Source organism: Roseibium hamelinense (assembly GCF_007830545.1).
GTDB lineage: Bacteria > Pseudomonadota > Alphaproteobacteria > Rhizobiales > Stappiaceae > Roseibium > Roseibium hamelinense.
This window is the reverse complement of sequence record NZ_VLLF01000004.1, coordinates 1-25,265: the sequence shown is the minus strand read 5'-3', so window position 1 is coordinate 25,265 and position 25,265 is coordinate 1. Positions and strand designations below refer to the sequence as shown.

Below are 25,265 nucleotides of genomic sequence, written 5' to 3'. Positions count from 1 at the left end.
CCCGTCAGCGCTGCCTATTCAGCAGATGCTCGCCACTCCTTCCAGCGCAGAACAGCGTTTGCGCCAATATCCCTGAGGGGTTGCGGCGGCAGTTTTACCGGCGGCGCATCCTTTGAAAAATAACGGGTGACGTGGCTGGAAATCCCAAGCGCCTGGTCTGCTGCGCCGATGCCTGTCAGCGTGCCGCGCGTCGTACCCAGACCGTTTTGGACGCAGCCGGCATAGACCCCCTCTTCCACCTGCCGCATTACGGAAACGCTGTTCAGGGACAGGCACAAATGCCCGGCCCAGGCATATTCCATTTTCAACCCGGCGAGCTGAGGGAAACGGGCGTCGAACTTCCGTTGCATCACATTTGCAGCCCGGTAAACGGCGTGCGCCTGCACGCGCATGCCGGATTTTAAAAGCGCACAGGTCCGGGTGACGATCCGGTTGCCACCCTGCCCGCTGTCTATTCGCCGCAAGGTCGTGCCCATCGGATCGGATGGCGTGATGCCCCAGCGCGGCTGTCCGCCCAACTTTTTCAGCGCATCTGGCTCCAATTCCGGCGTCATAACCGCAAACAGGAACAGCTGCATCAGCCGTCCGCGTTCAAAGCCGAAGCTTTCCAGGTGGCCATTGACCGTGAGGATGATCTTGGCCGTTTGAACCGTAGCGCCTGGCGTTGTCACCTGCCAGCCCGTTCCGCGTTTTTCAAAACTCAGCGCCGGCGTCTCCTCGAAGATCGCAACGCCCTGCCGGGCAAGCCCAGAGGCCAATCCACGGATATAACCGGCCGGTTGCAGCATCACTGTTCCCGGCGTGTAAAGTCCGGACTGGTAGTGGCGGCTGCCGGTCATCTCCCTCATCTGCTGCTGATCTAGCCTCTCATAGGTCTCGCCAAGGCTCTCCAGATGCTGCGCATAACTGGCGTTGTGCGCGTCCGCAGCGGCGCTTGCGGCCCCGTTGACCTTGCCTGCGGGATCGAAATAGTTCTGGTTGATCTGATAGGCGTCGACGGCATCCCGGCCGAAGGCAATTGCCTGCCGATTGAGCGCAATCATCGCCCGGTCGTCACCGCTCCCCGAATAGTCTTCGGAGGTCAACTCGTGCGGCAGATCGATCATGAAGCCAGAGTTGCGGCCCGCTGACCCGTCGGCGATCCGGGCCGCCTCCAGCACAACAACGCTCAATGACGCATCAATTTGCTTCAAACGCCTGGCTGCCGACAGGCCCGCAAAGCCAGCGCCGATCACCACAATATCGGCGGTGATATTGCGGCCAAGCGGCGCTGCAGGTGCCGGCTCGGGCAAAATCCGGTTCCAGGCCGCAGGACCTTGCAGCGACGGCAGGCTCGTTGCGGCCCGGACGCTCATCAGCCGACAGCCTCGTCCTCATCATCGCTCAGATCGAGCCAGATCGTCTTCAGCTGGGTATACTGATCATGCGCATGAAGCCCGTTGTCGCGCCCGCCGAATCCCGATTGCTTGAAGCCGCCAAACGGCGTCGTGATATCACCTTCGCCAAAGCAGTTGACAGTCACCGTTCCAGCCCGGATCGCGCGTGCACCGCGCAAGGCCTTTTTGGCGTTACCGGTGAAGATCGAGGCCGCAAGGCCGTACTCTGTGCTGTTCGCAAGCGCGATCGCCTCGTCAAACCCGCGCACACTCATGACGGCAAGCACGGGGCCGAAAATCTCTTCGTGCGCCACGGGCGAGCTCCGCGCCACATCAAGCACGGTGGGTTCAACGAATGCCGCACCCTGCGTTTTGCCGCCCAACAACACCTTGGCATCGGTTTGAAGGTAGGAGCAGACCTTGCCGAAATGCTCCTCCGAGACCAACGCGCCAACCCGGTGCTCCGGGTCCAGCGGGTCGCCAACCATCCATTCGCGTGCATGGGCATAGATCCGCTCCAACAGGGCGTCCTTGATGTCTTCCTCCACGATCAGCCGCGAGCTGGCCGAGCAGTTTTCCCCCATGTTCCAGAATGCGCCGTTGACCACATGCGCAGCCACACGGTCGAGATTTTCCGCGTCTTTCAGCACCACACAAGGGTTCTTGCCGCCCATTTCCAGAACAACTTCCTTCAGGTTGCTTTCGGCTGCGTAGCTCAGAAACCGGCGCCCGGTCTCGGTCGAGCCGGTGAACGAAATCATGTCGACATGCATGTGCCGTCCGAGCGGCTCGCCGACCTCCGGGCCGGTGCCGGGTACGACGTTGAAAACGCCCGCCGGAACTCCGGCCTCACCCGCGAGTTCCGCCACCCTCAATGCCGTGAGGGAGGTTTCTTCCGCAGGTTTCACCACCACTGAGCAGCCTGCGGCCAGCGCCGGACCTATCTTCCAGGCCAGCATCAGAAGCGGAAAATTCCAGGGCAGAACGAGACCCACAACACCAACCGGTTCGCGGACAATCATCGCCAGGTGGTCATCGGACGCGGGCGACACCTGATCGTAGATCTTGTCGATGGCCTCCGCATGCCACTTGATGCAATGGATGGTCTCGGGCATATCAACCGTCTCGCAATCGAAGATCGTCTTGCCACTGTCGAGGCTTTCCATAACGGCAAGCTCACGCCGGTTGCGGGTCAAGAGTTTCGCAAACCGGATCAGGACATCCTTGCGTTGCGCGGGATGCATCTTGGACCACCGGCCGTCTTCAAACGCTTCTCGCGCTTTTGAAACGGCAAAGTCCACATCTTCGGCCCCGCAGGCCGAAACATCAGCCAGCGCGTCGCCCGTTGCCGGATTCTTTGTGGTGAAAGTTTTGCCGGAGGCGGCCGGGCGGTATCCGCCGTCAATGAACGCTGTTGCCGGAAAAGCCAGCTTGGCGGCCAGAGCCTTGTATTCATCACGTGTCAGAAGCTCGCTCATGTGTGTTCTCCCGCCGTGATCGTCTCAATTGTCGATTTCAAAACCCGGACCACCTGTTCTAGCTGCCGTTTATCGTCTTTGTTCAACGCCTTGAGGGGCGGGCGCGGCGGACCGGCCTCAAGCCCGCACATTTCCACCCCGTGTTTGACGCATTGAATGAACTTGCCGCCCTGTTCCAGCACGCGCATTAAGGGCATCATGGCGGACATGATCTGGCGGCCCTTGGTGAAATTGCCTTCGACGGCGCAGGCCCGATACAGCGCCACATGCTCACCTGGCAGAAAATTCGATCCGGCGCAGACCCAGCTGCGCGCGCCCCAGGCAAAGAACTCCAGCGCCTGATCGTCCATGCCGCAGGATATCTGGATGTGCGGGTAGTCGCGCGCCAGAAGGTGGACGCGGTTGATGTCGCCTGAACTTTCCTTGATGGCACAAACATTGCGCGATCGGCCAACTCGATCGAGGAACTCCTCGCCCATGTTGACGCCCATCCGGCCCGGATAGTTGTAGAGCATGATCGGCAGGTCGGCCGCCCGGTCAATGGTCAGGACATTGAGCGCGTTTTCGCGTTCAGTTGGCACCGCATAGGGCGGCGTTGCCACGAGAATGGCGTGGGCGCCCAGCTTGGCAGCCCCTTCAGCCAGCGCAACGGAGTCCGGGGTGCGCATCGAGCCGGTGCCGACAATCAACGGCAGGCGTCCCGCCAGCTTGTTCTTGGTGAACGCGGCGAGTTCCAGCCGCTCCTCAACCGTCTGGGTGTAGTTTTCGCCGGTGGAGCCTCCCGAAATCACGCCGTGAACGCCGCTTGCGACGAGGTGATCAATCATCGCCTCCAACGCGTCCCAGACAACGGTTCCGGTCTCGTCATAGGGTGTTACGATCGGCGTATATATGCCTTCGAATATCAGTCTCGGGGTCATGGGGCCTCAGGCGGATTTTTGAGTTGGCAATTGCCCGAGCGGCGCCTCCAGGCCCCTGGGCATGACAAAAAGCTCGATCTGGTCGCGCGACAATGCCCAATGCTCAAGCGCAAGACTTGCGGCGCGGTCTTCATCACCGGCCTCGATCGCCGCGATCATGTCGTCATGCTGCCGGCTGGCCTGTGACAAGCGTTCAGGGTCAGATTTCGTGTTGGGCCGGAAAAAGGTCATCGCGATACGCGTGTGATCGATCAAAAGCCGGTCAAGACTGACCATCAGATACGGATTGTCCGCCATTTCGCCGGTGATCCGGTGGAACCGGTCATTGGTGAGGGCGCGGTCGGTGACCGACCCGCCTTCGAGGGCTGAGCGGAACGCTTCTTGTGCCCATTTCAAATCGCTGATCTGGGCTTGGGTCGCGTTCTGCGCCGCCAGTCGCATGATTGCGCTGTAAACGAGCGGCGCTGCCAGAAAAAAATCGCGCAGGGTGTAATGCGTCATGTCGGACACGCGCGCACCACGGTTAGCCTGGAGAACAACGTACCCCTCACCGGCCAGCTGCTGCAGCACCTCGCGCAAGGGCGTGCGCGACAACCCGAATGCCGTGCAAAGCTCGCTTTCCTCCAAGGACGATCCGGGCTTGCGCTCAAGCGTCAGGATTGCCCGTTTCATGGCTTCGTAGGCGTCGTTCTTGGCAGATCCACGGGTGGGAGGCATTGGCCGATCCTGTGCGATTTATGATTGACCACCTTGTATACAATATGAATACAATATCAATACGAACATAGCGGCCGATCCGCCCCCGTGACTTTCACAGGGCGACAATGGCGGGAGAAAAGCGACATGGCCCTGACATCTGACGTGACATTTCTGCTGTTGGACGATTTCTCGCACATTGCGTTTTCCTGTGCGCTCGAACCGCTCCGGATCGCCAATCTGCTGGAAGGCAGCGATCTTTACCGCTGGCGGCTTGCTTCCCCAGGCGGGCAGCAAGCCGTGTGTTCAAACAGGTCGGTTACGCTCGTCGATCAGGGGCTGGAGCCCTTGCCGGCCCGCTCCAGCCTATTCATTGTCTCCGGCCAGAACATCGGCGAGCGCGTCACGCCGCAAATCCTGTCGTTCATCCGGCGCGAGCGCGCCCGCGGCACCCGGATCGGCGCGATCTGTTCGGGCGCTTTCGTGCTGGCAAAGGCCGGGTTGCTGGACGGCCGACGCGCGGCCATCCACTGGTCGTTCCACGACAGCTTTGGCGAAACGTTTCCCAATGTCGACCTGTGTAAGAATGTGTTCGTCGCCGACGAGCCCTTTGTCACCGCATCCGGCGGAACGGCGGCGTCAGATCTGATGCTGCATCTGATCGGCGAACGCCATGGCGCGGACTTGGCGGCCGCAGTGGCCGACATGATGGTCTATTCCGGCGTGCGCCCGCCGGAAGCGTCTCAGCAAATCTCTGTTCAGGCGCGCCATGGCATCCGAAACCCGCATATTGCCGAAGCCATTAGGCTGATGAACGAGAGTGCGCCGTTTTACCTGCCGTCTTCGGAGATCGCCCGCAAGATCGGCATTTCGACCCGGCAGCTGGAGCGGCTGTTCCAAAAGCACCTGAGGGTTTCGCCAAAAAAATTTGCAATCCATCAAAAGCTTGAGCGCGCCCGCAACCTTTTGTTGCAAACCGAGCAGTCCATATCGGAAATCTCGCTGGCCTGCGGCTACGATTCCCCGTCGCATTTCATCCGCATCTACCAAAAACGCTTCGGTGTCACGCCAAACAATCACCGGCTCTGCTGAGCCAATTCAGAGAGTTTTGCATATAACAGGCTTCACTTGCGCAAGCTCTCACCGCGATCGACTTTGAACGCTTGCCACTCAGACTTGGCGCCCTTAGGCCTACTCTTCCGTTACGATGTCGATTGGGGCGACGCCCAGGTTCTTCAGGCTCGCGACAACACCCTCGACCATTTTGTCCGGGCCGCATACGTAAAACTTGCCCTTCGTATCGTCGATGATTTCGTCCAGCGTGTCCTGGTCGAAATGACCATAATACATCCCGCTTCGTTTTTCATCGCTCAGAGCATAGATAACCTTCAGTCCATCCATCGCATCGAGCTCATCCTTCAAGATGATGTCCTCGGCTTTTTGATTGCCGAACAAAAGCTGCTGCCCGGACAGCTCGCCTTTGCGCTCAAGATCCCGCAGGATAGCCAGAAACGGCGTAATCCCGGCACCACCCGCAATGAACGTACCCGGGCCCTGGTAGGTTATCGCGCCCCACGGGTCGCCGATCAGCAGCGCTTCGCCGGGCGCAACATCGTCCAGTTTGTGGGTAACGCCGTCATGGTCGCGATACGCTTTAATCGTGAATTCCAGATGCTCATCACCGGGTAGCGACGTGAAGGTAAATGGGCGGCCTTCCTGGCGCCAGTCTGGCCGGTCGATCGACACTTCCGTAGCCTGGCCCGGTTCAAAGCTGTAGCTGTCCGGACGCGTCGTCGTGAAGGCCCAAACGTTATGGGTGACTTTCGATTTCGACTGAATGATAATCTTATGGCTCATCAAAATACTCCTTGTCCTGAGGCAGAAGGTCGGCTGTTCATGAGGAGTTCTGGCCAAGTTGAGCCAGCTGCTTGCCAGTTCCACCCAAGTAATTTGGCGCGGGATCGAGATCGGCAGCTTAGTCCAGGTTTTCAGGCGCAACAGTTGTGAACAGAACCACGGCAATTTGGTCGACAGCAACCTGTTACCCGTCAGCACCTCTGGGTCCAGATTGGCTGATTGCTTAAGGGAGTGATTTTGGCTCATCTTCACAGATCAGGAGTGAAGCATGAGACAGAAGAATCAGCGTCATCGGGATGCAGCCGATCGCACGGTGAACGACATTCGCCGCAAGACGCGTAAACGGTATTCCTCTGAAGATAAGATACGGATTGTGCTTGCCGGCCTTCGCGGCGAAGACAGCATAGCCGAGCTGTGCCGCCAGGAAGGTATTGCCCAGAGCCAGTATTACAGCTGGTCGAAGGAATTCATGGAAGCTGGCCGCAAGCGTTTGGCTGGCGATACGGCACGGGAAGCCAACACAGGTGAAGTGCAGGATCTGCGGCGTGAAGCGCGTGATTTGAAAGAGGTGGTTGCCGAACAGGCTCTGGAACTCCGTTTGCTCAAAAAAAGCATGATCGGGGATGGGGGCGACGACGAATAAGGTACCCCGCATCGGAGAAGCTTGAGATCATACGGCTGGTGGAGCAGTCTGATCTCCCGGCCAAGCAGACCCTCGATACGCTCGGTATCCCCCGCACCACATTCTACCGTTGGTACGACAAGTATCTGACAGGTGGTCCGGGAGCCTTGGAGGATCGTTCTCCAAAGCCATCAAGGGTTTGGAACCGCATACCGGATGATATTCGAGGGCTTATTGTTGACCTGGCATTAGCAGAACCCGAACTCTCATCTCGAGAGCTGGCTGTTCGGTTCACCGATACGCAGCAGTACTTCGTGTCAGAGGCCTCTGTGTATCGGCTGCTCAAGACCCATGATCTCATCACCAGCCCGGCTTTCGTGGTCATCAAGGCGGCGGATGAATTCCGGGACAAGACCACAGCCATCAACCAGATGTGGCAAACGGACTTCACCTACATCAAGATCATTGGTTGGGGCTGGTTCTACCTGAGCACCATTCTGGACGACTTCTCGCGACACGTTGTTGCCTGGAAGCTGTGCACCACAATGACGGCGGGTGATGTCACCGACACGCTGGAACTGGCCCTCCAGGCATCCGGCTGCGATCAGGTTGCCGTTCGGCACAAACCCCGTCTGCTGTCTGACAACGGCGCCAGTTACATCTCCGGCGAGCTGGCTGAATGGCTCAACGAGCAAGGCATGGATCATGTTCGTGGAGCGCCATACCATCCGCAAACACAGGGCAAGATCGAACGCTGGCATCAAACCCTGAAGAACCGGATCCTGCTAGAAAACTACTTCCTGCCCGGTGACCTCAAAGCGAGCATTGAGCGCTTCGTCACTCACTACAATCATCACCGCTACCACGAGAGCCTCGGCAATCTCACTCCTGCCGATGTCTACTTCGGACGTGGCGAAACCATTTTACGCGAACGTGAAAGGATCAAACGAAACACGATCAATCAACGGCGTTTGCAATACCGCAATCAAGCCGCTTAAAATCAACCAACACGATGAGCCAGTCCCTCAGCTAAGTCACGAAGCCATCAGTCCCAAATACCCTGACGACGGACAATTAGAAGCAGCAACAGCCAGCAACCATAGCTGTTTCAGCTAGGCCTATGCTCCCCTTTCCCCTTTATCAAGCTGCCTTGTCGGGGGTGATGCCGGAGATGGCCTGGATGAGGTTATCTTCGGTGACCTCGTCCGAGGTGAAGGTGCGGATGATCTCGCCGGAATACATGGCAACGATCCGGTCGCTAACATGCAACACCTCCGGCATCTCGGAGCTGATCACGATAACCGCGTAGCCGTGCCCGGCAAGTTCGCGGATCAGGTTGTGGATCTCGGACTTGCTGCCAACATCAATGCCGCGGGTGGGCTCGTCCACGATCAGGACGTTTGGATGCATGGACAGCCATTTGCCGATCACGATCTTCTGCTGGTTGCCGCCCGACAGGTTGCCGACCGTTTGCTTCCAGCCGGGCGTGCGGATGTCGAGCCGGTCGCGGTATTGATCGAAAATCGCCACTTCCGCGCCTTCGGCAACAAAAGGTCCAGCCTTCAGATCGTCCACCTGCGGCAAGGTCATGTTGTCCCGGCAGTTCATGCCAAGCACGAGACCCTGGCCCTTGCGGTCTTCCGGCACCAGGGAAATGCCCTTGGAGATCGCATCGGCCGGGGAATGGATCCGGGTTTCCTGGCCATCCAGAAAGATCTTTCCGGCGCTTGGTTCGCGCAAACCGAACAGGGTCTCGGCAATTTCCGTGCGTCCCGCCCCGACAAGGCCATAAAATCCGACGACCTCACCGCGTCTGACCTCAAAACTGATGTCCCGGTAGAGTTTGCCGCAGGACAGGCCTTTGACCTCAAGGGCGGTGTCGCCAAGTTCGTTGTGATTGACGTTCCGGCTCAAGTCGAGGCTGCGCCCGATCATCAGCTGCGTGATTTCATCCTCATTGGTCTCGGCCGTCACCAGGGTGCCCCGGTAGGAGCCGTCGCGCAGCACGCTGATCCGGTCGGTGATCTTGAAGATCTCTTCCATGCGGTGGGAAATGTAGATGATGCCGACGCCATGGTCCTTCAGATCCGCAATCACATCGAACAGCACGACCTTTTCGGCATCGGTCAGCGAGGCCGTCGGCTCATCGAAGATCACCGCCTTGGCGTCGACGGTCAGGGCCCGGGCAATCTCAACCATCTGCTGGTTGGCGATGGACAGGTCCCCCACACGCGTTTTGGCGTTGAAACCGACCTTCAGCTTCGCGAGGATCTCATCGGTCTGAGCGTAGAGTTTTTGCCAGTCGACCAGGCCGAAGCGTTTTTTCGGCAGTTCGCCCAGATAGATGTTCTCGGCAACGGTCAACTCGGAGGCAAGGCTCAGTTCCTGGTGAATGAACACGATGCCCTTGGACTTGGCGTCGAGCGGCGAGGCCATGCGGACCAGTTGCTCGCTGACGATGATCTTGCCCTCGTCCGGCTGGTGCAAACCGCCCAGGACCTTCATCAAGGTCGATTTTCCGGCGCCATTCTCGCCCATCAGGGCATGAACTTCGCCCGGCAGGACCTCCAATGAGACGCCGTCAAGCGCACGCACCCCCGGAAAGGTTTTAACGATGTTTTCAAGCCGCAAGGCCGGTGTCGACTGGCTCATACCCGCAGCTCCTGCTTACCTTTGAGGTTGAGTTGGCGGTCAAGGAACAGAACCGCGATCAGGATGAGGCCGATGACCAGGTTTACAGTCTCGGTATCGGCGCCGATATGGCCAAGCCCCTTGCGCAAAAGCTGGATCGCAATCACCCCGCCGAGGGTGGAGATGATCGAGCCGGATCCGCCGGTCAGCTTCGTGCCGCCGAGCACAACGGCGGTGATCGCCCACAGCTCGTAAAGCTGGCCGTCATTCGGGTTCACGGATCCCGATTCGGAGTAGAACACCACAGCCGACAGGGCCGCCAGAAAGCCGATCAGCATGAAATTGATCAGGAAGTGCGGCCCGACGCGGATCCCGGCATTCACGGCCGCCTCCCGGTTGTCACCGATGGCATAGGCGTTCCGGCCGTGCACCGTGCGGTTCATGATGAACCAAACGGCGGCCACGGTGCCGAGCAGGAACCAGGCTGCGGTTGGAAGGCCCAAAAACTGCGCTTCAGCAAAGTCGACCAGCGTCCAGTTGAGATGGGAGGTCGGCTGTTCGCCGTTGTACATGAACACAAGGCCGCGGTAGCCAAGCATGGCGCCGAGCGTGACGATGAAGGCGTCCACCCCGGTTTTCCAGACAATCAGTCCGTTGATCGCCCCCAAGACCACACCGGTCAGCAGCGCCAGCCCCCAGCCAACGGGAATGACCCAGTCGCCAAGGCCGGCAAAAACCGGCCAGGTCATGCTGTCCAGCATCACGACAGCTGCCAGAGCGAAGATCGCACCGACGCTCAGGTCGATGTTGCCGTTGATCATGATCACCGTCATGCCGACGGCAATGATCCCGATAGGCGCGGACTGCTTCAAAAGCAGCAGCATGTTGTCGAGATCCATGAAAGCCGTGTCGCTGAGTGACAGGTATTTGCCCGCGACGGAGAAAAACACCAGCTGCAGGACGATGAAGCCCCAGATCGCGCCGCGTTTCAAAAAGGTGCTGAGAGTTCCCGGTTCCATTGTTCTCTCCCTCACGCGATCGGCGACCAGAGCTTGCCGCGCTTGGCCGCAATATCCAGCCAAACCGCAAGAATGATGATGACCCAGGTGACGACGTATTGGGCGTAGAACTGCAAGCCCACCAGCAAAAGCCCGTTCTGGATAAAGCCGAGGATCAGCACGCCAATCACGGTCTTGAAGATCGTGCCCGACCCGCCCAGGAGCGAGGCACCGCCGAGGATGACCGCAGCCAGCACCTCAAGCTCGAGCCCCTGGCCGACCGTGTTCTGGCTGCCAAGCGACCGGCTGGCCTGCAACAGGCCCGCGGTGGCAACGCAAAAGGCCGACAGCAGGTAACAGGTGAAGACCACACGCGCCCGCCGGATGCCGGAAAAGGTTGCCGCCGTGCCGTTGCCGCCAACGGCGTAGACCTTGCGGCCGAAAGGCGTTTTGGCGAGCAAAATGCCGAGCACGGAGGCAACGAGGGCAAACAGCAGGATTGGCACAGGAATGCCGAGAACATCCGATTGGCCAAAGACGCTGAACCACGTGCCTTCCTTGTCGGCGATATCCATGTTCTTGCCGCCGGAGTAGGTCAGGGTCAGGCCATGGATCGCCGACAGCATCCCAAGCGTCACAATCAGCGAGTTGAGTTTGAGGTAACCGACGAGAAAACCGATAAACGCCCCGAGACACAACACCATCGCATACATGCCCGGGATCGCCAGCGCCGGCCCAATCTTGTCGTGAAGATCCAGAACCACGATGGTGGCAAACGACATCATGGAGCCAACCGAAAGGTCGAGGTTTCCGCTGATCACCACGAAGGTGACGCCAAGCGCCATGACGCCCAAAATGGCCGATGACCGGATAACGCCCATGATGTTGTCAGGGTCCAAAAACCGCTCATTGGCGAGGGTGAACCCAATCATGAAAACACCAAACGCCACGAGGATACCTTGCCGCGCCAGCAAACGCCCGGCGCCTGCAAGGTTGAAGGAATTCATTCCGCTCTCCCTGGGCCCGCTGCTGCGGACCTCTGTTTTGTCGGTTACATTCGCCAACAGATCCTCCCTAACCTGTTGTTTTATCTCAAACCAGTGTCATGCCGCCGTCGATCATGACAATCTGGCCCGTCATGTAGTCGCTGTCTTTTGAGGCAAGGAAGTTGGTTGTTCCGGTGATATCGTCCGGTTTGGCGACCCGGCCCTTGAGGATTTCGGCCGAAAACTCTTCCATCGCCTGACCCGGGCGTTCGGAGGCGCCGATCTCCATGAGGTCCTGGTCGACCTGCTCCCACATTTCGGTCGCAACAACACCGGGGGCGAAGCCAGTGACCGTGATGTTGTGAGGCGCAAGGTCCCGCGCGCCGGACTGGGTCAGGGACACAACCGCCCATTTCGAGGCGCAGTAGGGCGCCACATTGCCGAAACCCTGACGGCTGGCGATGGAGGCTGTGTTGACGATCTTGCCGCCGGTGCCCTGGGAAATCATCTGCTTGGCCGCTTCCTGCATGCCGATCATGCAGCCAAGGCCATTCACGCCCATGATGAAGTTCCAGTTGTCCTCGGTGACATCCAGGAAATTCATCGGCTTGTTGACGCCGGCATTGTTGAACTTGACGTCGAGTTTCCCGAAGACTGAAACGGCTTTGCCGATCATATCCTGGACCTGATGGCGGTCGGTGACATCCACCTTCGCCCAGGTCACCTTGGCGCCATTGGTATTGCTGATGGTGTGGCTGTCGGCGGCAACGCGCTCGACTTGTTCCCCGTTGATATCGGCAAAACAGACATCGGCGCCTTCGCTCAGCAAGGCTTCGCCGATCGCCCGGCCGATGCCGCGGGCAGCGCCGGTCACAATGCAGGAACGCCCTGACAAGCGGCCCATAATCTCCTCCCAGAGACGGAATTTTGTTGTTCTTAAAAATGCAGGGCGCGGAGAATCCGCGCCCCGAAAGGCGTGAGCTGCGCCGATTAGAAGACCGGCTTGTCGAACTCGGCCATATTGTCCTGGGTGATCTTCGGTGTGTCGAAGTAGTTCAGGAAGGGGACTTCTTCGCCATTGAGGACCGCAACGGCTGTTTTGAGCGCAGCCTTGGCGTCGTCAACCGGGGACTGATAGATCGACCCCCAATACTCGCCGCGTTCCATGGCCTCATAGCCAACCGCGAAGTTGGTTGCGCCAACGAAGATGATGCCGTCGCGGCCGGCCGCCTTGGCCGCGTTGAGAGCGCCAACGCCCATGTTGTCATCGCCGGCGTAAACGCCATCGATGTCGTCATACTTCACGAGAAAGGCTTCCATCACTTTTTGCGACTTCTCACGGTTCCAGTCGCCGGGCTGCTTGTCGATCTGAGTCACATTCGGGCAGACTTCCGGCAAGCGGTCGTCAAAGCCCTTTGCGCGCTCGATCGCCGTGGTGTAGCCGGGCTGACCCGTAATGTGCACGACCTGGGCTTCGTTCTCGATGCCCATTTCCTTGAACTTGTCACACATGATTTCCGCGGAGCGTTTGCCCTGCGTGATGTTGTCCGGACCGGAGAATGACTTCACGAAGTCAAAACCCTGCTCGGCAATGTTTGAATTGGTCACGATAACAGGGATCCCTGCATTGTGTGCCTTGCGGACTGCTGGGATCACGGCTTCGCCATTGGTCGGCCAAATGATAATGGCATCAACTTCCTGCTGGATGAGATCTTCCATCTGGGCGATCTGGCGCGCGACGTCGCCGCCGGCGTCAAGAACAACGGTTTCAACGTCCGCATTCGCATCGGCAGCCTCAATGAAGGCTTTTTCATAAGTGGTCTGGTAGCTATCGACGCCGACATTGTTCTGCGTGATGCCGATCTTCATTGTTTCGGCTGATGCGGCGCCCGCGAATGCCATACCGGCCGCGGCTGTTGATGCGATCAGAAGTGCGCGAAGAGACTGTGTCATACCCATTATTCCTCCCTTGGGTGCAGTATTTTAGTGCCGTTGCCGCTCTCCTCCAGAGCCGCGCCGCTGATGCAGCGGTGGCATTTCACTAACGGTGCCCGGCCTTCCCTTGCGTCGCGCCCCAAAAATTATCCAATATGAACACAATAATATCCATTCTGGATATTTATGCCGTTTTGCCGCGTTGGGCTCTCACTGAAGCTTGTGGGGAAGATCAATGTCGATCCAAAAAAAATCCGATCTGGAGAATTTTGGCCGTGGTTCTGGATCCGCAACATCCTGGGGCAATCCGTTGAACCACCATCATGGAGAAATGGTCACGGAGCGGCAGTCCCTTTCGCCCCAAGCAAAAACCGAAATTCTGCAAGTTCTTGGTTTCCTGCAGAATTTCGAAGATGAGCTTGACGGCTTGCTCGAGGTCACCGCGCCCAACCCATATGTAAAAATGTCCGCCTATCTCGTCAAACGCCATCTGGAAGCGAAGGCTGTGACCCCAACGTCGTTGATCGGCGCATCGGGCGTTCCCTACGCGACCGCCACACGGCGTGTGAAAGAGATGGTTGACGCCGGGCTCATCGAACAGCGCCCGCGGACGGCAAGCGGAAAGAGCTTTTCCCTGCACCCAAGTGCCGAGATGCTGGAGGCGTGGACACAGTTCAGCAACCGCGTCCGCCGCCTTGCCGCACAGAGTTTTGGCACAGCCGAACCGCGGGCGGACACGCAGGACTATTATTTCGGTGGGTCCTATCTGGCGGCTCAGACCATCCAACCCCCGCAAGTTCTGCTTGAGCCGCTCAAGGCAACTGGCGGTCTGAAGGTTCTGGTTCACGGCGACCCAACCTTCATGGTTATGCATGGGCTCAAACGCCAATTCGAGCAGGTAATCGGCTGCCCGATCCAGCAGCGCGCGTTTTCAATCGACCGGCTTTATGAGGAGGCTGTTAAAAACGCACAGCGTCCGTCAAGCCGGTATGATCTAATTGCCATTGACCTGCCATGGGTCGGAGAATTTGCCGAAAACGGTTATATCCTGCCACTTGACGATGTTCTCGACACCGAACGGCTGAATCCGAGCGATTTTCATACCGCCGGGTGGCAAAGCGCGCATTGGGGCAACCGGCCCTATGGTGTGCCCTCGCAAACGACGCCCGAACTTTTGTTTTACCGCAAGGACCTGTTTGCCGAGGCAGGTCTTGAGCCACCGCACACGACCGCCAAGCTGCTGACGGCAGCCGAAGAACTGCATCAGCCATCGCAAGGGCGCTACGGTATCGCCTGGAACGCCGCCCGGGGCACGGCCCTCGGCCACACCTTCATCATGACCTGTGCGGATTTTGGCCAGCCAGTGCTTGATCTGCCCAAACAGGCCGGCGGGTTTGATGCATCGCAGCTGGCAGAGGGCGACTACCGGCCCATGATCGATACGCCGCGCGGATTGGAAGCGGCCGAGTATCTCATGGCGCTGCTGCAATATTCGCCGCCGGATATCCTATCGATGTCCTGGTACGAGCGTGTGCGTCCGTTTGCCAACGGCAAGGTCGCCATGGCCTATGGCTACACGCTCCTGGCCCCATACTTCGAGCAAAACCCGTCCTGCGCCGCGTTTGGCAATGTCGGCTACCTGCCGCATCCCTCCGGACCACGCGCCAATCCGGTTGCACCGGTCGGCGGGTACCTGCTCGGCATTCCGGCGAACATTCCACCGGAGCGGCTGGAGGCGGCGGTCGAGGCACTGATCGTCTTCACATCGCCGGAAGCCCAAAAGCTTTATGTCGAGCACGGCAGCCGGACGAACCCGCGCTATTCGGTCGGGGCCGACCCGGAAGTCCGGCGCCTGTCACCGATTTTCGAAGCGGTCGATGGCATGTCCTGGCGGGACGAACTTCAGTTCTGGCCACGGCCGCCAGTCCCGGAGATCAACCAAATCATCCAAATCTGCGGAGAGGAATTCCACGACATGCTGCGCGGCGTTCAGTCTCCAAAAACAGCCTTAAGGGCAGCACAAGACCGCGCCGATCAAGTTTTGAGGGACGCGGGAAAACTTTAACGGGAGGAATTCATGGACCCCAATCGTCTGAAGGGAAAAAACATCCTGATCACCGGCGCCGCCCGCGGCATGGGAGAGGCCAACGCCAAGGCGTTTGCGGCCCAGGGCGCCAATGTCTGCGTCGGCGATCTCGATGGCGACACTGCCGGTGAAGTGGCAAATGCCATCAACGCGGCAGGAAACGGCAAGGCGATTGCGGTGAAAATGGACGTTACCAAACGAGAAGACAACGCCGCCGCCGTTGCCGCGACCGTCGAGGCCTTTGGATCGATCAATGTGGGGCTCTTCAACGCCGGCCTCAACAAGCCCCGGTTCTTCATGGATATCGATGAAGACAACTGGGACATGATCATGAACGTCAACACCAAGGCCATGTGGCTGGGCATGCAGGAAACGGCCCGCCAGATGATCGCCCAGGGCCCAATGCCGGATCACCCCTACAAACTGATCAATGTCGGAAGTATCGCCAGCCGCAAGCCGCTGGTGGACGTCACCGTCTACTGCACCTCCAAATACGGCTGTCTCGCCTTGACCGAATGCGGCGCACTTGGCCTCGCGGAGCACAACATCACCGTAAACGGCTACGCGCCCGGCGTGGTGGTCACTCCGCTCTGGGAACAGCTGGACAAGGACCTCGTCGACATCGGCTTCAAGGAGCGCGAAGGCCAGGCCTACGAGGACATCGTGGAAAGCAATCTGGTCATCAAGCGCGTGTCCTATCCTAACGACATCACCGGAACCGCGTCGTTCCTGGCCAGTGACGACAGCGATTACATGACCGGTCAGATGATCTCCATCGATGGCGGCTGGGTGACCAAGTAAGCCCGCGCCGATGACAGTTTTCACCTTACAACGGGTGCGCCGGTCCGCACCCGACAGGAGCTTTTTATGACCCGCGCCCTGATGCCCAATATGCTCACACCGCAAGACCTGAAACCCAACTGGGAATGGCGTGACCGCCTCCCTGCCTGGGGCCATACCTCCGTCGACTTCGAGCGCCGTGTCGACCATGACCGCCTGCGCCGCTACCGGCTGGCGCGGACAAGGCAGTCCTTGCAGAACTCCAATGCGGGCTCGCTGTTGCTGTTCGACGTCAACAACATCCGCTACGTCTCGGCAACCAAGATCGGTGAGTGGGAACGGGACAAGATGTGCCGTTTTTGCCTCTTGACCGGCGATGACAGCCCCTACGTCTGGGATTTCGGGTCGGCCGCGGTCCATCACCAGCGCTATTCCGACTGGCTGGAACCCGATCACTGCCTTGCCGGCGTCGTCGGCATGCGCGGCACCATTCCGCCCGAGTTCGGCCTGATGCGTAAATACGCCAAGATGATCGCCCAACTGATCAAGGATGCGGGCATGGCCGACATGCCGGTGGGGGTCGATTACGCCGAGACCGCCATGTTCCATGCCCTGCAAGAAGAGGGCATCAAGGTCGTGGACGGACAGCAGATCATGCTGGCAGCACGCGAGATCAAGAACTGGGACGAGATCCAGCTCCTGACCCAGGCCGCGTCCATGGTCGATGGCGTCTACCACATGATCTATGAGGAGCTGAAGCCGGGCGTGCGCGAGAACGATATCGTCGCCCTGTCCAACAAGCTGCTCTATGAAATGGGCTCGGACGACGTCGAGGCGATTAATGCCATCTCCGGGGAACGCTGCAATCCGCATCCGCACAACTTTACGGACCGTCTGATCCGGCCGGGTGATCAGTGCTTCTTCGACATCCTGCAGTCCTATCAGGGTTACCGGACCTGCTACTACCGCACATTCAACGTGGGCCGCGCGACGCCTGCGCAGAACGACGCGTACGTCAAGGCGCGGGAATGGATCGATGCGTCCATCGCGATGATCAAGCCCGGCGTGACCACCGACAAGGTGGCTGAAGTTTGGCCCACGGCCGAGAGCCTCGGCTTTCCGAACGAAGACGCAGCCTTTGGTCTGCAATTCGGTCACGGGCTCGGACTGGCCTTGCACGAACGGCCGATCATTTCCCGCGCGGTATCGCTCGAGCATCCGATGGAGATCAAGACCGGCATGGTCTTTGCGCTGGAGACCTATTGCCCGGCGGCCGACGGCTATTCCGCAGCGCGGATCGAGGAGGAGGTCGTCGTGACCGAAACCGGGTGCGAGGTGATCTCGCTCTTTCCGGCCGAGGAGCTGCCGATCGCCAACCGCTATTGACCGCAAGAAACTGCGGCACGCCGTCCGCTGTCAACGCGGGCGGCACACAGGGAGGAGACAAGCCCGTGTCCGACACGCGCACGCACAACACTGAAGACTACCTTCGCATGTACAAGCAGATGGTCAGGATCCGGGCCTTTGAAGACAATGCGAACCAGCTGTATCTGTCCGCCAAGATGCCTGGCCTGACCCACATGTATTCCGGCCAGGAGGCCGTCGCCGTCGGCATCTGCGAGGCACTGACCGACGAGGATCGCATTACCTCGACCCACCGGGGACACGGCCACTGTGTCGCCAAGGGTGCCGAGTTCAAGGCCATGTTCTGCGAGCTGTTGGGCAAGGCGGAGGGCTACTGCCGGGGTAAGGGCGGCTCGATGCATATTGCCGACCAGTCCCACGGGAACCTGGGTGCCAACGCTATCGTGGGCGGGTCAATGGGCATCGCCACCGGCGCGGCACTGTCCGCAAAACACCTTGGCCAGGATTTCGTGACCGTGTGTTTCTTCGGCGACGGCGCGACCGCGCAGGGTCTGTGGTACGAGGTCATGAACATGGCCGCGCTCTGGAAACTGCCGGTCATTTATGCCTGCGAAAACAACGGCTACAGCGAATATACCAAGACAGAGGAAATCGCTGCAGGGTCCCTGACCGCCCGCGCTGAAGCTTTCGGTATCGAAGCCTTTGAGGTCGATGGCCAGGATGTTCTGGCCGTCAACGACCTGACGACGCAGCTTGTCGAGCGCTGCCGGAAGGGGGAAGGCCCGTTCTTCATCGAGCTGAAGACCTACCGCTATCACGGCCACCATGTCGGTGACATCAATCGCGACTACTACCGCTCCAAGGACGAGGAAGCGGAGTGGAAGACTGTCCGCGATCCGATCACCAATTTCGGCAAATGGCTGGAAGACGAGAAGATCCTGTCCGCCGATGAGCTGGTCGCCATCAACAACGAAATCAAGGCTGAGGCCGAAGCGGCGGTCGAGTATGCCCTCAACGCGCCCTATCCGGACACATCCGAGGTCGACATGCACGTGTTTGCCGGTGTGGATCACGCGCTTGACTATCTGGGAGGAGCCCGAGGATGACCCGTGAAATTACCTTTTCAAAGGCGGTCAACGAGGCGATCGCAGAAGAAATGCGCCGCGACCCGACGGTGTTCCTGATCGGGGAAGACGTGGCCGAGGCCGGAACGCCGTTCAAGGTGCTCTCGGGACTGGTCGAGGAGTTCGGGACGGACCGGGTGATCGACACGCCGATCTCGGAGCCGGGCTTTATGGGCATGGCCGTCGGGGCGGCGATGACCGAATCCCGGCCCATCGTCGACCTGATGTTTGGCGACTTCATCTATCTCGTCATGGACCAGCTCTGCAATCAGGCGGCCAAGACCCACTACATGTCCGGCGGAAAGCTGAAGGTTCCGCTGGTCCTGCGCACCAACATGGGTGCGACCCGGCGATCCGCAGCCCAGCACAGCCAGTCGCTCCAGGCCATCGTTGCCCATATTCCGGGGCTGAAAGTCGCCATGCCCTCCTCGGCCTATGAGGCGAAGGGGCTTTTGAAGACGGCGATCCGGGACGACAATCCGGTCGTGATTTTCGAAGACAAGCTGATGTATCAGGACAAGGCTCTTGTTCCGGAAGAGGAGTACCTGATCCCCTTTGGCCAGGCGAATGTGAAGCGCGAAGGCCGCGACATCACGCTGGTGGCGACGTCCTCCATGGTGCAGGTGGCCGAAGAAGCCGCTGATGCGCTGGCCAAGGACGGGATCAGCGCTGAAATCATCGACCCGCGTACCATCGTTCCGCTGGATGAAGAAACGATCCTGAACTCGGTGCGCAAGACATCGCGGGCCATCGTCATCGATGAAGGCCACCAGAGCTACGGCGTGACGGCGGAAATCGCCGCGCGAATCAGCGAAAAGGCGTTCTATCACCTGGACGCGCCGGTCATCCGAATGGGGGCCATGGATGTGCCGGTGCCGTTTTCGCCGGCGCTGGAAGACCTGACCGTGCCCACTGCATCCGGCGTTGCGGACAATGCGCGCAAGATTTGCCGCGGGGAGCTGCTCCATGCCGCATGACGTGATCATGCCCGCACTTGGGATGGCACAAGATACCGGCCTTCTGCTCGCCTGGCACAAGAAGCCGGGCGACGAAGTTGCCGAGGGCGATGTGCTGTTTGAGGTGGAAACCGACAAGGCCTCGATGGAGGTCGAGGCCCAGGCGGCCGGATATCTGACCGATGTCAGCGCCGAGCCGGGCAGCGATGTGCCGGTGGGGCAAACCATTGCGCTGATTTCGGAAAACCCGAAAGGAAACGGTAGCAAATCATCCGCACCTCCGACGTCTGAACCATCCGGCAACGACGTGGACGCCGAATCTCCGGCACGAGACAGCGCCGACATTGACGGCAAGCAGGTGATCATGCCGGCGCTGGGTATGGCGCAGGACACCGGGCTCATCATCTCCTGGGCCAAGGCTGCGGGCGATGCAGTGTCTGCCGATGATGTGCTTTTGGAAGTCGAGACCGACAAAAGCGCCATGGAGGTGCCCGCCGGGTTCGACGGGTATGTCGCTGCGATCCTTGCCGAAGCGGGTGAGAACGTGCCCGTCGGGGTTGTGATTGCGGTCATCTCGGCCGAAAAACCCGATGCGCCGGTCACCCGCTCCGCCAAATCAGGCACACCAGAGCCCGCTGCGGGTTCTACATCAATGAAAAGCGCTGCTGGCGCTGAAACGGCTTCACCAGCGAAAACACAAAAGGCGTCTTCGCCCGAAAAGGCGGTGCCAGTGGCGCCCCCTGCAGCATCAGGCAGCAAGATCCTGGCTTCACCCAAGGCAAAGCGCCTTGCAAAGGAACAGGGGCTCGATCTTGAGCGGCTCGTGCGCGCGGGCACGCCGCAGCCGTTCCACGTGGCGGACCTTGAAACGCTGAAATCCCTGCCTGAAGAGACCGCACCGGCAACCGCCACGCAGGCCGCAACACGCCGCATTGTCGCCGAGGTGAGCGGGTCGGCTCTTGCAGATTTCGTCGATTGGCTGGCACGCGAACTCGGCCAGAAAGTCCGGAGGGAGGCCGTCCTCGCAGGGTTCGCCGCGTCCGCCCTGCGGGCTACGGATCAAAGCGATGCCATCGGCGTTCAAACCGAAGTGCGGGGGCTGGTCCGGGCCTATCAGGACCCGGATCTGGCAGGCCTTGGCCGTTCTGAACCGATGGAGGGCGCAGGCGCACCGTCTCTTGTCGTGCGCGATCTCAGCGGCACTCCGGTCACGTCAGTCCAGCTTGGCGCAGAAACCGCCCCGGTTCTGAGCGTATCCGGCACCGGCAGCACGCTGACCATCACCTGCGAGTGTCCCGGCGATACCGTGTCCGCCGGGACCGCGCTTGCTCTTGTCACTGGATTTGCGGAGCGGGTCGGCGATCCACTCCGCCAGCTTCTTTAAGGAACGAAAGGCGCTCCCCATGGACTATGCCGTTCAAGACTTCACCGATCTCTACATTGACGGAAAATGGCGGCCCGGCGCATCCGGCGACCGCTTCGACGTGATCAATCCGGCCACCGAGGAGGTGCTGGCAAGCGTCGCCTCCGCTGAACTGGCGGATGCCGATGCCGCGCTCAATGCCGCCGAGGACGCCTTTGCCGAGTGGGCCGCGCGCACGCCGCGCCAGCGCTCCGAGGTGCTGCGCAAGGCGTGGGAGCTGATGACGGCCCGGCTCGACGAGTTTGCCAAGCTGATCACGTTGGAAAACGGCAAGGCAGGCAACGACGCCCGCGGCGAGGCAACCTATGCGGCCGAGTTCTTCCGCTGGTTTGCCGAGGAAGCCGTGCGTGCCGATGGCCTGATCACCCACGCGCCCTCGTCCGGTGCGCGGATCTTGGTACAGCACAAACCGGCCGGCATCGCCGTGCTTGTCACGCCCTGGAATTATCCGGCGGCAATGGGCACCCGGAAAATCGCGCCCGCTCTGGCCGCAGGCTGCCCGGTGATCATCAAGCCGGCCGGCGAAACACCGCTGACCATGCTGGCCCTGATGCCGCTTCTGGAAGAAGCCGGTGTTCCCAAGGGCCTCGTGAACGTGCTGCCGACAAAGCACTCCGGTAAACTGGTCGACCATCTTCTGCATGATGCGCGCGTGCGCGTCGTCTCTTTCACCGGGTCCACTGGTGTGGGCCGGAAACTGCTGCATTCAGCCGCCGACCAGGTCCTGAAACCGGCGATGGAGCTTGGTGGCAATGCCCCGCTCATCGTGTTTGACGATGCGGATCTCGATACTGCGGTGGAAGGCGCGATGCTCGCCAAGATGCGGAACCTTGGCGAGGCCTGCACCGCCGCCAACCGGTTCTATATCCATGAAAGCGTGGCTGACGCCTTTGCAGAGAAATTCACCGCAGCGATGGCGAAACTGAAGCTCGGCAACGGTCTGGAGCCAGACGTGGATGTGGGCCCGCTGGTCAACCGGGGTACCCAGCAAAAGGTTGCCCAATTCGTTCAGGACGCGGTCGAAAAGGGGGCGAAGATCACGCTTGGCGGGAAAATCCCGGACGGCAAGGGGTTCTTCTATCCGCCAACTGTCATGACTGATGTGCCGGAAACCGCGGACTGCGTGCATGACGAGATTTTCGGCCCGGTTGCGGCACTGCAGACCTTTTCTGACACCAAAGACGTCATCCGCCGCGCCAATGACACCGAGTACGGTCTGGTCGCCTATGTCTTTACGGAAGACATGAAACGCGGCCTGCAGGTCTGCGAGAAGCTCGACTACGGCATGGTCGGACTGAATCGTGGTCTTGTTTCAGACCCGGCAGCCCCGTTCGGTGGCACCAAGCAGTCCGGTCTCGGCCGCGAAGGCGGACATGAAGGCATGCTGGAATTCATGGAAACCCAGTACATCTCGGCAAGTTGGTAAGGAGGACGGGATGACCTACATCGCCTCCCCTTCTGTGCGTTCCTATGCTGGGCGAAAGGGTGTCGATTTGGATGCGGTCGCCGCCGCGACCGGGCGCGAGACGTTGGCCAAGGAAGACGTGGATCAGCACCTGACCGGCGCTTCAAGTCCAGGTGCAATGGCCCCACCGGCCAGCACCCGGTATTGGGATGTAGACCACACGGCCCATGGCCCGGTGCAAGATGAGCCGGTCAGCCGCATGGCCCAGGTCGCGGCGGACAACCTGTCCGCGGCGAATGCCCTTATCCCGCAGGTGACGCACCATGACCGCGCCGACATCCGCAAGACGGAAGCCTTCCGGGCGAAACTAAAGGAAGAGGCGCTGGACAGGGGCATCAAGCTGACAACGCTTGCCTTTCATGTGAAGGCCCTGTCGGCCTGCCTGAAGGCGTTTCCGAGATTCAACGCCTCGCTCAGCGCCAACGGCCAGACCCTGCACATGAAGACTTACGTCCATGTCGGGATTGCCGTCGACACCCCGGCGGGCCTGATGGTGCCCGTGGTGCGCGATGCCGACCGCAAGGGTCTGTGGCAGATTGCCAGCGACATCGCAGATCTGGCGGCGCGGGCGCAGGCCCGGAAGATCCGCCCGGACGAGATGGGCGGTGCGTCCATGTCGATTTCCAATCTCGGCGGCATCGGGGGGACGGCTTTTACCCCGATCGTCAACCCGCCCGAAGTCGCGATCCTCGGTATCACCCGGACCGAGATCGTGCCGGTCTGGGAGGATGAGGCCTTTGTGCCGGTGCCGATGGTGCCGCTGGACCTGAGCTACGATCACCGGGTGATCAACGGGGCGGATGCCGCCCGCTTCTTGAAGCACTATGCCGATTTGCTGGCAGATCCGCGCCGTTTACTGATCGGGTAGCGGGACAGAGCGAACCCCATGGCCTTGACCATCGATCTTTCCGGCAAGACCGCTTTGGTGACCGGCGCCAGCCGGGGCATTGGCGCGGCGATTGCAAAAGGTCTGGCTGAAGCCGGAGCCGATGTCGTTGGGATCGGCACGTCCATCGAGACAGGTTCGGCGGACTTGAAGGCAGAGATAGAAAACGCCGGTGTCCGCTTCACGCCGATCAATTGCGACCTGGCATCACGGGAACAGATTTCCGGCTTGGTCGAACGCCTGACACGCGACCAGGTGCAGATCGACATCCTGGTCAACAATGCGGGCATCATCCGGCGGACGGAAGCGGCCTCTCACGCCGTCGAGGACTGGGACGCGGTGATGGCGGTCAATCTGGATGCCGCTTTCCTGCTTAGCCGTGACCTCGGCGGCAAGATGGTTGAACGCGGGTCCGGCAAGATCATCAACATTGCCTCGGTGCTGTCATTTCAAGGCGGCATTCTGGTGCCGGGCTATGCGGCGGCGAAGGGCGCGCTTGCGCAGCTGACGCGGTCCTTCGCTAACGAGTGGGCCTCGAAAGGTGTCAACGTAAACGCCGTGGCTCCGGGCTATATCGCCACGGACAATACGGCCGCCCTGCAGGCAGATGAAAAACGCATCGCAGATCTCATGGCCCGTGTTCCGGCAGGCCGCTGGGGCACACCGGAAGACATTGCCGGGCCCGTCACGTTCCTCGCCAGCAACCATGCGAACTTCATCCATGGCGCGGTTCTGCCCGCCGACGGCGGCTGGCTCGCGCGGTGAAGACCGGTTTCCCGCGGGTCCTTTCAGAGCATTTACTGTCCCACGGGTTCATTCCCGACCGCGGGACGTAAAGCCGCACGCTTTGGGAGCGGGTGTCAGGTTCATGTTCATCATTATGTTTGACCGAGGCATGGGGCACGGATGACGGCTGGTGACAAACATTGACGGCATCAGAGCCGCTCAGATGATATTGAATCTGCAAATCAAAGACGGCTTGTGACGGCTCTGACGGGCAATTTTTTCTGATACAGGAAAGGGAGAAATCCAAAACGGCACTCGCGAACAGGCGATTTCTGCTTACACAGCACTATTTTCACCTAAGCGAAATTATGCTAAGTTATTGGAAAATATGGCGCACCCGACAGGATGAAAATGAGAACTACTATATTGTTGAAATATCAGTATAAATTAATCCTCACACTTTTCGTCGATGAAACTGGTAGATCTCACTGTGGCCTCCCAAGCCAATCTGAGATCCGTTTAAAAATGCGGCCGTCACGACTTCCTGCAATTGGATAAATAGCGCCGGCTCAGATTTGGTGGCTCACCTTTGACGGCCATGGCAATGTGTTGATTTTCACCGAGAACTGACCCGGTGAGGCCCGATTTTTTCACTGAGAACTGACCCATGTTTAAACCCACCCCTGAGTGATTTCGGCGGGGGAATACGGAGTGATAGACATGGCGTTGTTGAGCGTTATCAGACGCTGGCATTTTCGTGATCAGCTTTCGATCCGGGAGATCTCCCGGCGCACCGGATTGTCCCGGAACACAGTGCGCAAGTATTTGCGGGATGATACGGTTGAACCCGTGTTCAAGGTTCCCGAGAGGCCCAGCAAACTTGATGCCTTTGCCGACAAGCTGTCGGCCTGGTTGCGAGCAGAGTCGACCAAATCGCGCAAGCAGAAACGGACGA

General features: G+C 59.7%; 22 protein-coding genes. 12 read left to right on the top strand and 10 right to left on the bottom strand.

The genetic code is table 11. The annotated features are described in order from the left end of the window. Nucleotides 1-14: 14 nt before the first annotated feature. Genes JM93_RS09470 through JM93_RS09455 form a run of 4 tightly spaced genes read right to left on the bottom strand, consistent with a single transcriptional unit; the run spans nucleotide 15 to nucleotide 4,491 of the window. Entirely contained in the window at nucleotides 15-1,355 is a 1,341-nt protein-coding gene (locus JM93_RS09470) for an NAD(P)/FAD-dependent oxidoreductase (protein WP_145342690.1), read from the bottom strand. Then, the gene (locus JM93_RS09465) at nucleotides 1,355-2,854 is read right to left on the bottom strand and encodes an aldehyde dehydrogenase (RefSeq protein WP_145342688.1); all 1,500 of its coding nucleotides are present in this window, start codon (nucleotides 2,852-2,854) and stop codon (nucleotides 1,355-1,357) included. Before JM93_RS09465 ends, JM93_RS09470 begins: the two co-directional genes overlap by 1 nt. Next, nucleotides 2,851-3,774 carry a dihydrodipicolinate synthase family protein gene (locus JM93_RS09460; protein WP_425280818.1) on the bottom strand — a complete coding sequence of 308 codons (924 nt, stop codon included), beginning with the start codon at nucleotides 3,772-3,774 and terminating at the stop codon, nucleotides 2,851-2,853. Before JM93_RS09460 ends, JM93_RS09465 begins: the two co-directional genes overlap by 4 nt. 6 nt (nucleotides 3,775-3,780) lie before the next feature. Next, the gene (locus JM93_RS09455; RefSeq protein ID WP_145342686.1) at nucleotides 3,781-4,491 is read right to left on the bottom strand and encodes a GntR family transcriptional regulator; all 711 of its coding nucleotides are present in this window, start codon (nucleotides 4,489-4,491) and stop codon (nucleotides 3,781-3,783) included. 126 nt (nucleotides 4,492-4,617) lie between these two features. Here JM93_RS09455 and JM93_RS09450 point away from each other — a divergent pair, with 126 nt between their 5' ends. Next, entirely contained in the window at nucleotides 4,618-5,562 is a 945-nt protein-coding gene (locus JM93_RS09450) for a GlxA family transcriptional regulator (protein ID WP_145342684.1), read from the top strand. Between the two features lie 99 nt (nucleotides 5,563-5,661). Here JM93_RS09450 and JM93_RS09445 read toward each other — a convergent pair whose 3' ends face one another. Then, nucleotides 5,662-6,327 (bottom strand): ferredoxin reductase domain-containing protein, encoded by a 666-nt coding sequence (locus JM93_RS09445; protein WP_145342682.1) that lies wholly within the window; start codon nucleotides 6,325-6,327, stop codon nucleotides 5,662-5,664. A 268-nt stretch (nucleotides 6,328-6,595) separates the two neighbouring features. Here JM93_RS09445 and JM93_RS09440 point away from each other — a divergent pair. Next, a protein-coding gene (locus JM93_RS09440) for an IS3 family transposase (protein ID WP_145342680.1) occupies nucleotides 6,596-7,947 on the top strand; the annotation gives its coding sequence in 2 pieces (ribosomal slippage) (nucleotides 6,596-6,932 and nucleotides 6,932-7,947; 1,353 coding nt in all). Nucleotides 7,948-8,089: 142 nt separating this feature from the next. Here JM93_RS09440 and JM93_RS09435 read toward each other — a convergent pair. From JM93_RS09435 to JM93_RS09415, 5 genes are all read right to left on the bottom strand, one after another. After that, nucleotides 8,090-9,601, bottom strand: a complete 1,512-nt coding sequence (locus tag JM93_RS09435) for a sugar ABC transporter ATP-binding protein (RefSeq protein ID WP_145342678.1) — start codon at nucleotides 9,599-9,601, stop codon at nucleotides 8,090-8,092. Next, nucleotides 9,598-10,599 carry an ABC transporter permease gene (locus JM93_RS09430; protein WP_145342676.1) on the bottom strand — a complete coding sequence of 334 codons (1,002 nt, stop codon included), beginning with the start codon at nucleotides 10,597-10,599 and terminating at the stop codon, nucleotides 9,598-9,600. Before JM93_RS09430 ends, JM93_RS09435 begins: the two co-directional genes overlap by 4 nt. A gap of 11 nt (nucleotides 10,600-10,610) precedes the next feature. Beyond that, the gene (locus JM93_RS09425; protein ID WP_145342674.1) at nucleotides 10,611-11,585 is read right to left on the bottom strand and encodes an ABC transporter permease; all 975 of its coding nucleotides are present in this window, start codon (nucleotides 11,583-11,585) and stop codon (nucleotides 10,611-10,613) included. An 85-nt stretch (nucleotides 11,586-11,670) separates the two neighbouring features. Further along, nucleotides 11,671-12,468, bottom strand: a complete 798-nt coding sequence (locus JM93_RS09420) for an SDR family NAD(P)-dependent oxidoreductase (protein ID WP_145342672.1) — start codon at nucleotides 12,466-12,468, stop codon at nucleotides 11,671-11,673. An 86-nt stretch (nucleotides 12,469-12,554) separates the two neighbouring features. After that, nucleotides 12,555-13,517 (bottom strand): sugar ABC transporter substrate-binding protein, encoded by a 963-nt coding sequence (locus tag JM93_RS09415; protein ID WP_145342670.1) that lies wholly within the window; start codon nucleotides 13,515-13,517, stop codon nucleotides 12,555-12,557. 217 nt (nucleotides 13,518-13,734) lie between these two features. Between JM93_RS09415 and JM93_RS09410 the strand changes: the two genes are divergently transcribed. From JM93_RS09410 to JM93_RS09365, 10 genes are all read left to right on the top strand, one after another. Further along, the gene (locus JM93_RS09410; RefSeq protein ID WP_208995070.1) at nucleotides 13,735-15,564 is read left to right on the top strand and encodes an extracellular solute-binding protein; all 1,830 of its coding nucleotides are present in this window, start codon (nucleotides 13,735-13,737) and stop codon (nucleotides 15,562-15,564) included. A 12-nt stretch (nucleotides 15,565-15,576) separates the two neighbouring features. After that, nucleotides 15,577-16,386: an SDR family NAD(P)-dependent oxidoreductase gene (locus JM93_RS09405; protein ID WP_145342668.1), complete on the top strand. Its 810-nt coding sequence runs from the start codon at nucleotides 15,577-15,579 to the stop codon at nucleotides 16,384-16,386. A 66-nt stretch (nucleotides 16,387-16,452) separates the two neighbouring features. Beyond that, entirely contained in the window at nucleotides 16,453-17,751 is a 1,299-nt protein-coding gene (locus JM93_RS09400) for a M24 family metallopeptidase (protein WP_145342666.1), read from the top strand. Nucleotides 17,752-17,816: 65 nt separating this feature from the next. Then, nucleotides 17,817-18,836: a thiamine pyrophosphate-dependent dehydrogenase E1 component subunit alpha gene (locus tag JM93_RS09395; RefSeq protein ID WP_244300798.1), complete on the top strand. Its 1,020-nt coding sequence runs from the start codon at nucleotides 17,817-17,819 to the stop codon at nucleotides 18,834-18,836. Then, nucleotides 18,833-19,831, top strand: a complete 999-nt coding sequence (locus tag JM93_RS09390; protein ID WP_145342664.1) for an alpha-ketoacid dehydrogenase subunit beta — start codon at nucleotides 18,833-18,835, stop codon at nucleotides 19,829-19,831. The genes JM93_RS09395 and JM93_RS09390 overlap by 4 nt, the downstream gene beginning before the upstream one ends. Beyond that, nucleotides 19,821-21,194, top strand: coding sequence for a biotin/lipoyl-containing protein (locus JM93_RS09385; protein ID WP_145342662.1), 1,374 nt, complete (start codon nucleotides 19,821-19,823; stop codon nucleotides 21,192-21,194). Before JM93_RS09390 ends, JM93_RS09385 begins: the two co-directional genes overlap by 11 nt. 19 nt (nucleotides 21,195-21,213) lie before the next feature. Next, the gene (locus tag JM93_RS09380) at nucleotides 21,214-22,659 is read left to right on the top strand and encodes an NAD-dependent succinate-semialdehyde dehydrogenase (protein ID WP_145342660.1); all 1,446 of its coding nucleotides are present in this window, start codon (nucleotides 21,214-21,216) and stop codon (nucleotides 22,657-22,659) included. Between the two features lie 10 nt (nucleotides 22,660-22,669). Next, nucleotides 22,670-23,566: a 2-oxo acid dehydrogenase subunit E2 gene (locus JM93_RS09375; protein ID WP_208995068.1), complete on the top strand. Its 897-nt coding sequence runs from the start codon at nucleotides 22,670-22,672 to the stop codon at nucleotides 23,564-23,566. A gap of 18 nt (nucleotides 23,567-23,584) precedes the next feature. Further along, entirely contained in the window at nucleotides 23,585-24,349 is a 765-nt protein-coding gene (locus JM93_RS09370; RefSeq protein ID WP_145342656.1) for an SDR family oxidoreductase, read from the top strand. 681 nt (nucleotides 24,350-25,030) lie between these two features. After that, a partial coding sequence (locus JM93_RS09365; RefSeq protein WP_145342654.1) for a winged helix-turn-helix transcriptional regulator occupies nucleotides 25,031-25,265 on the top strand: 235 nt, incomplete at its 3' end.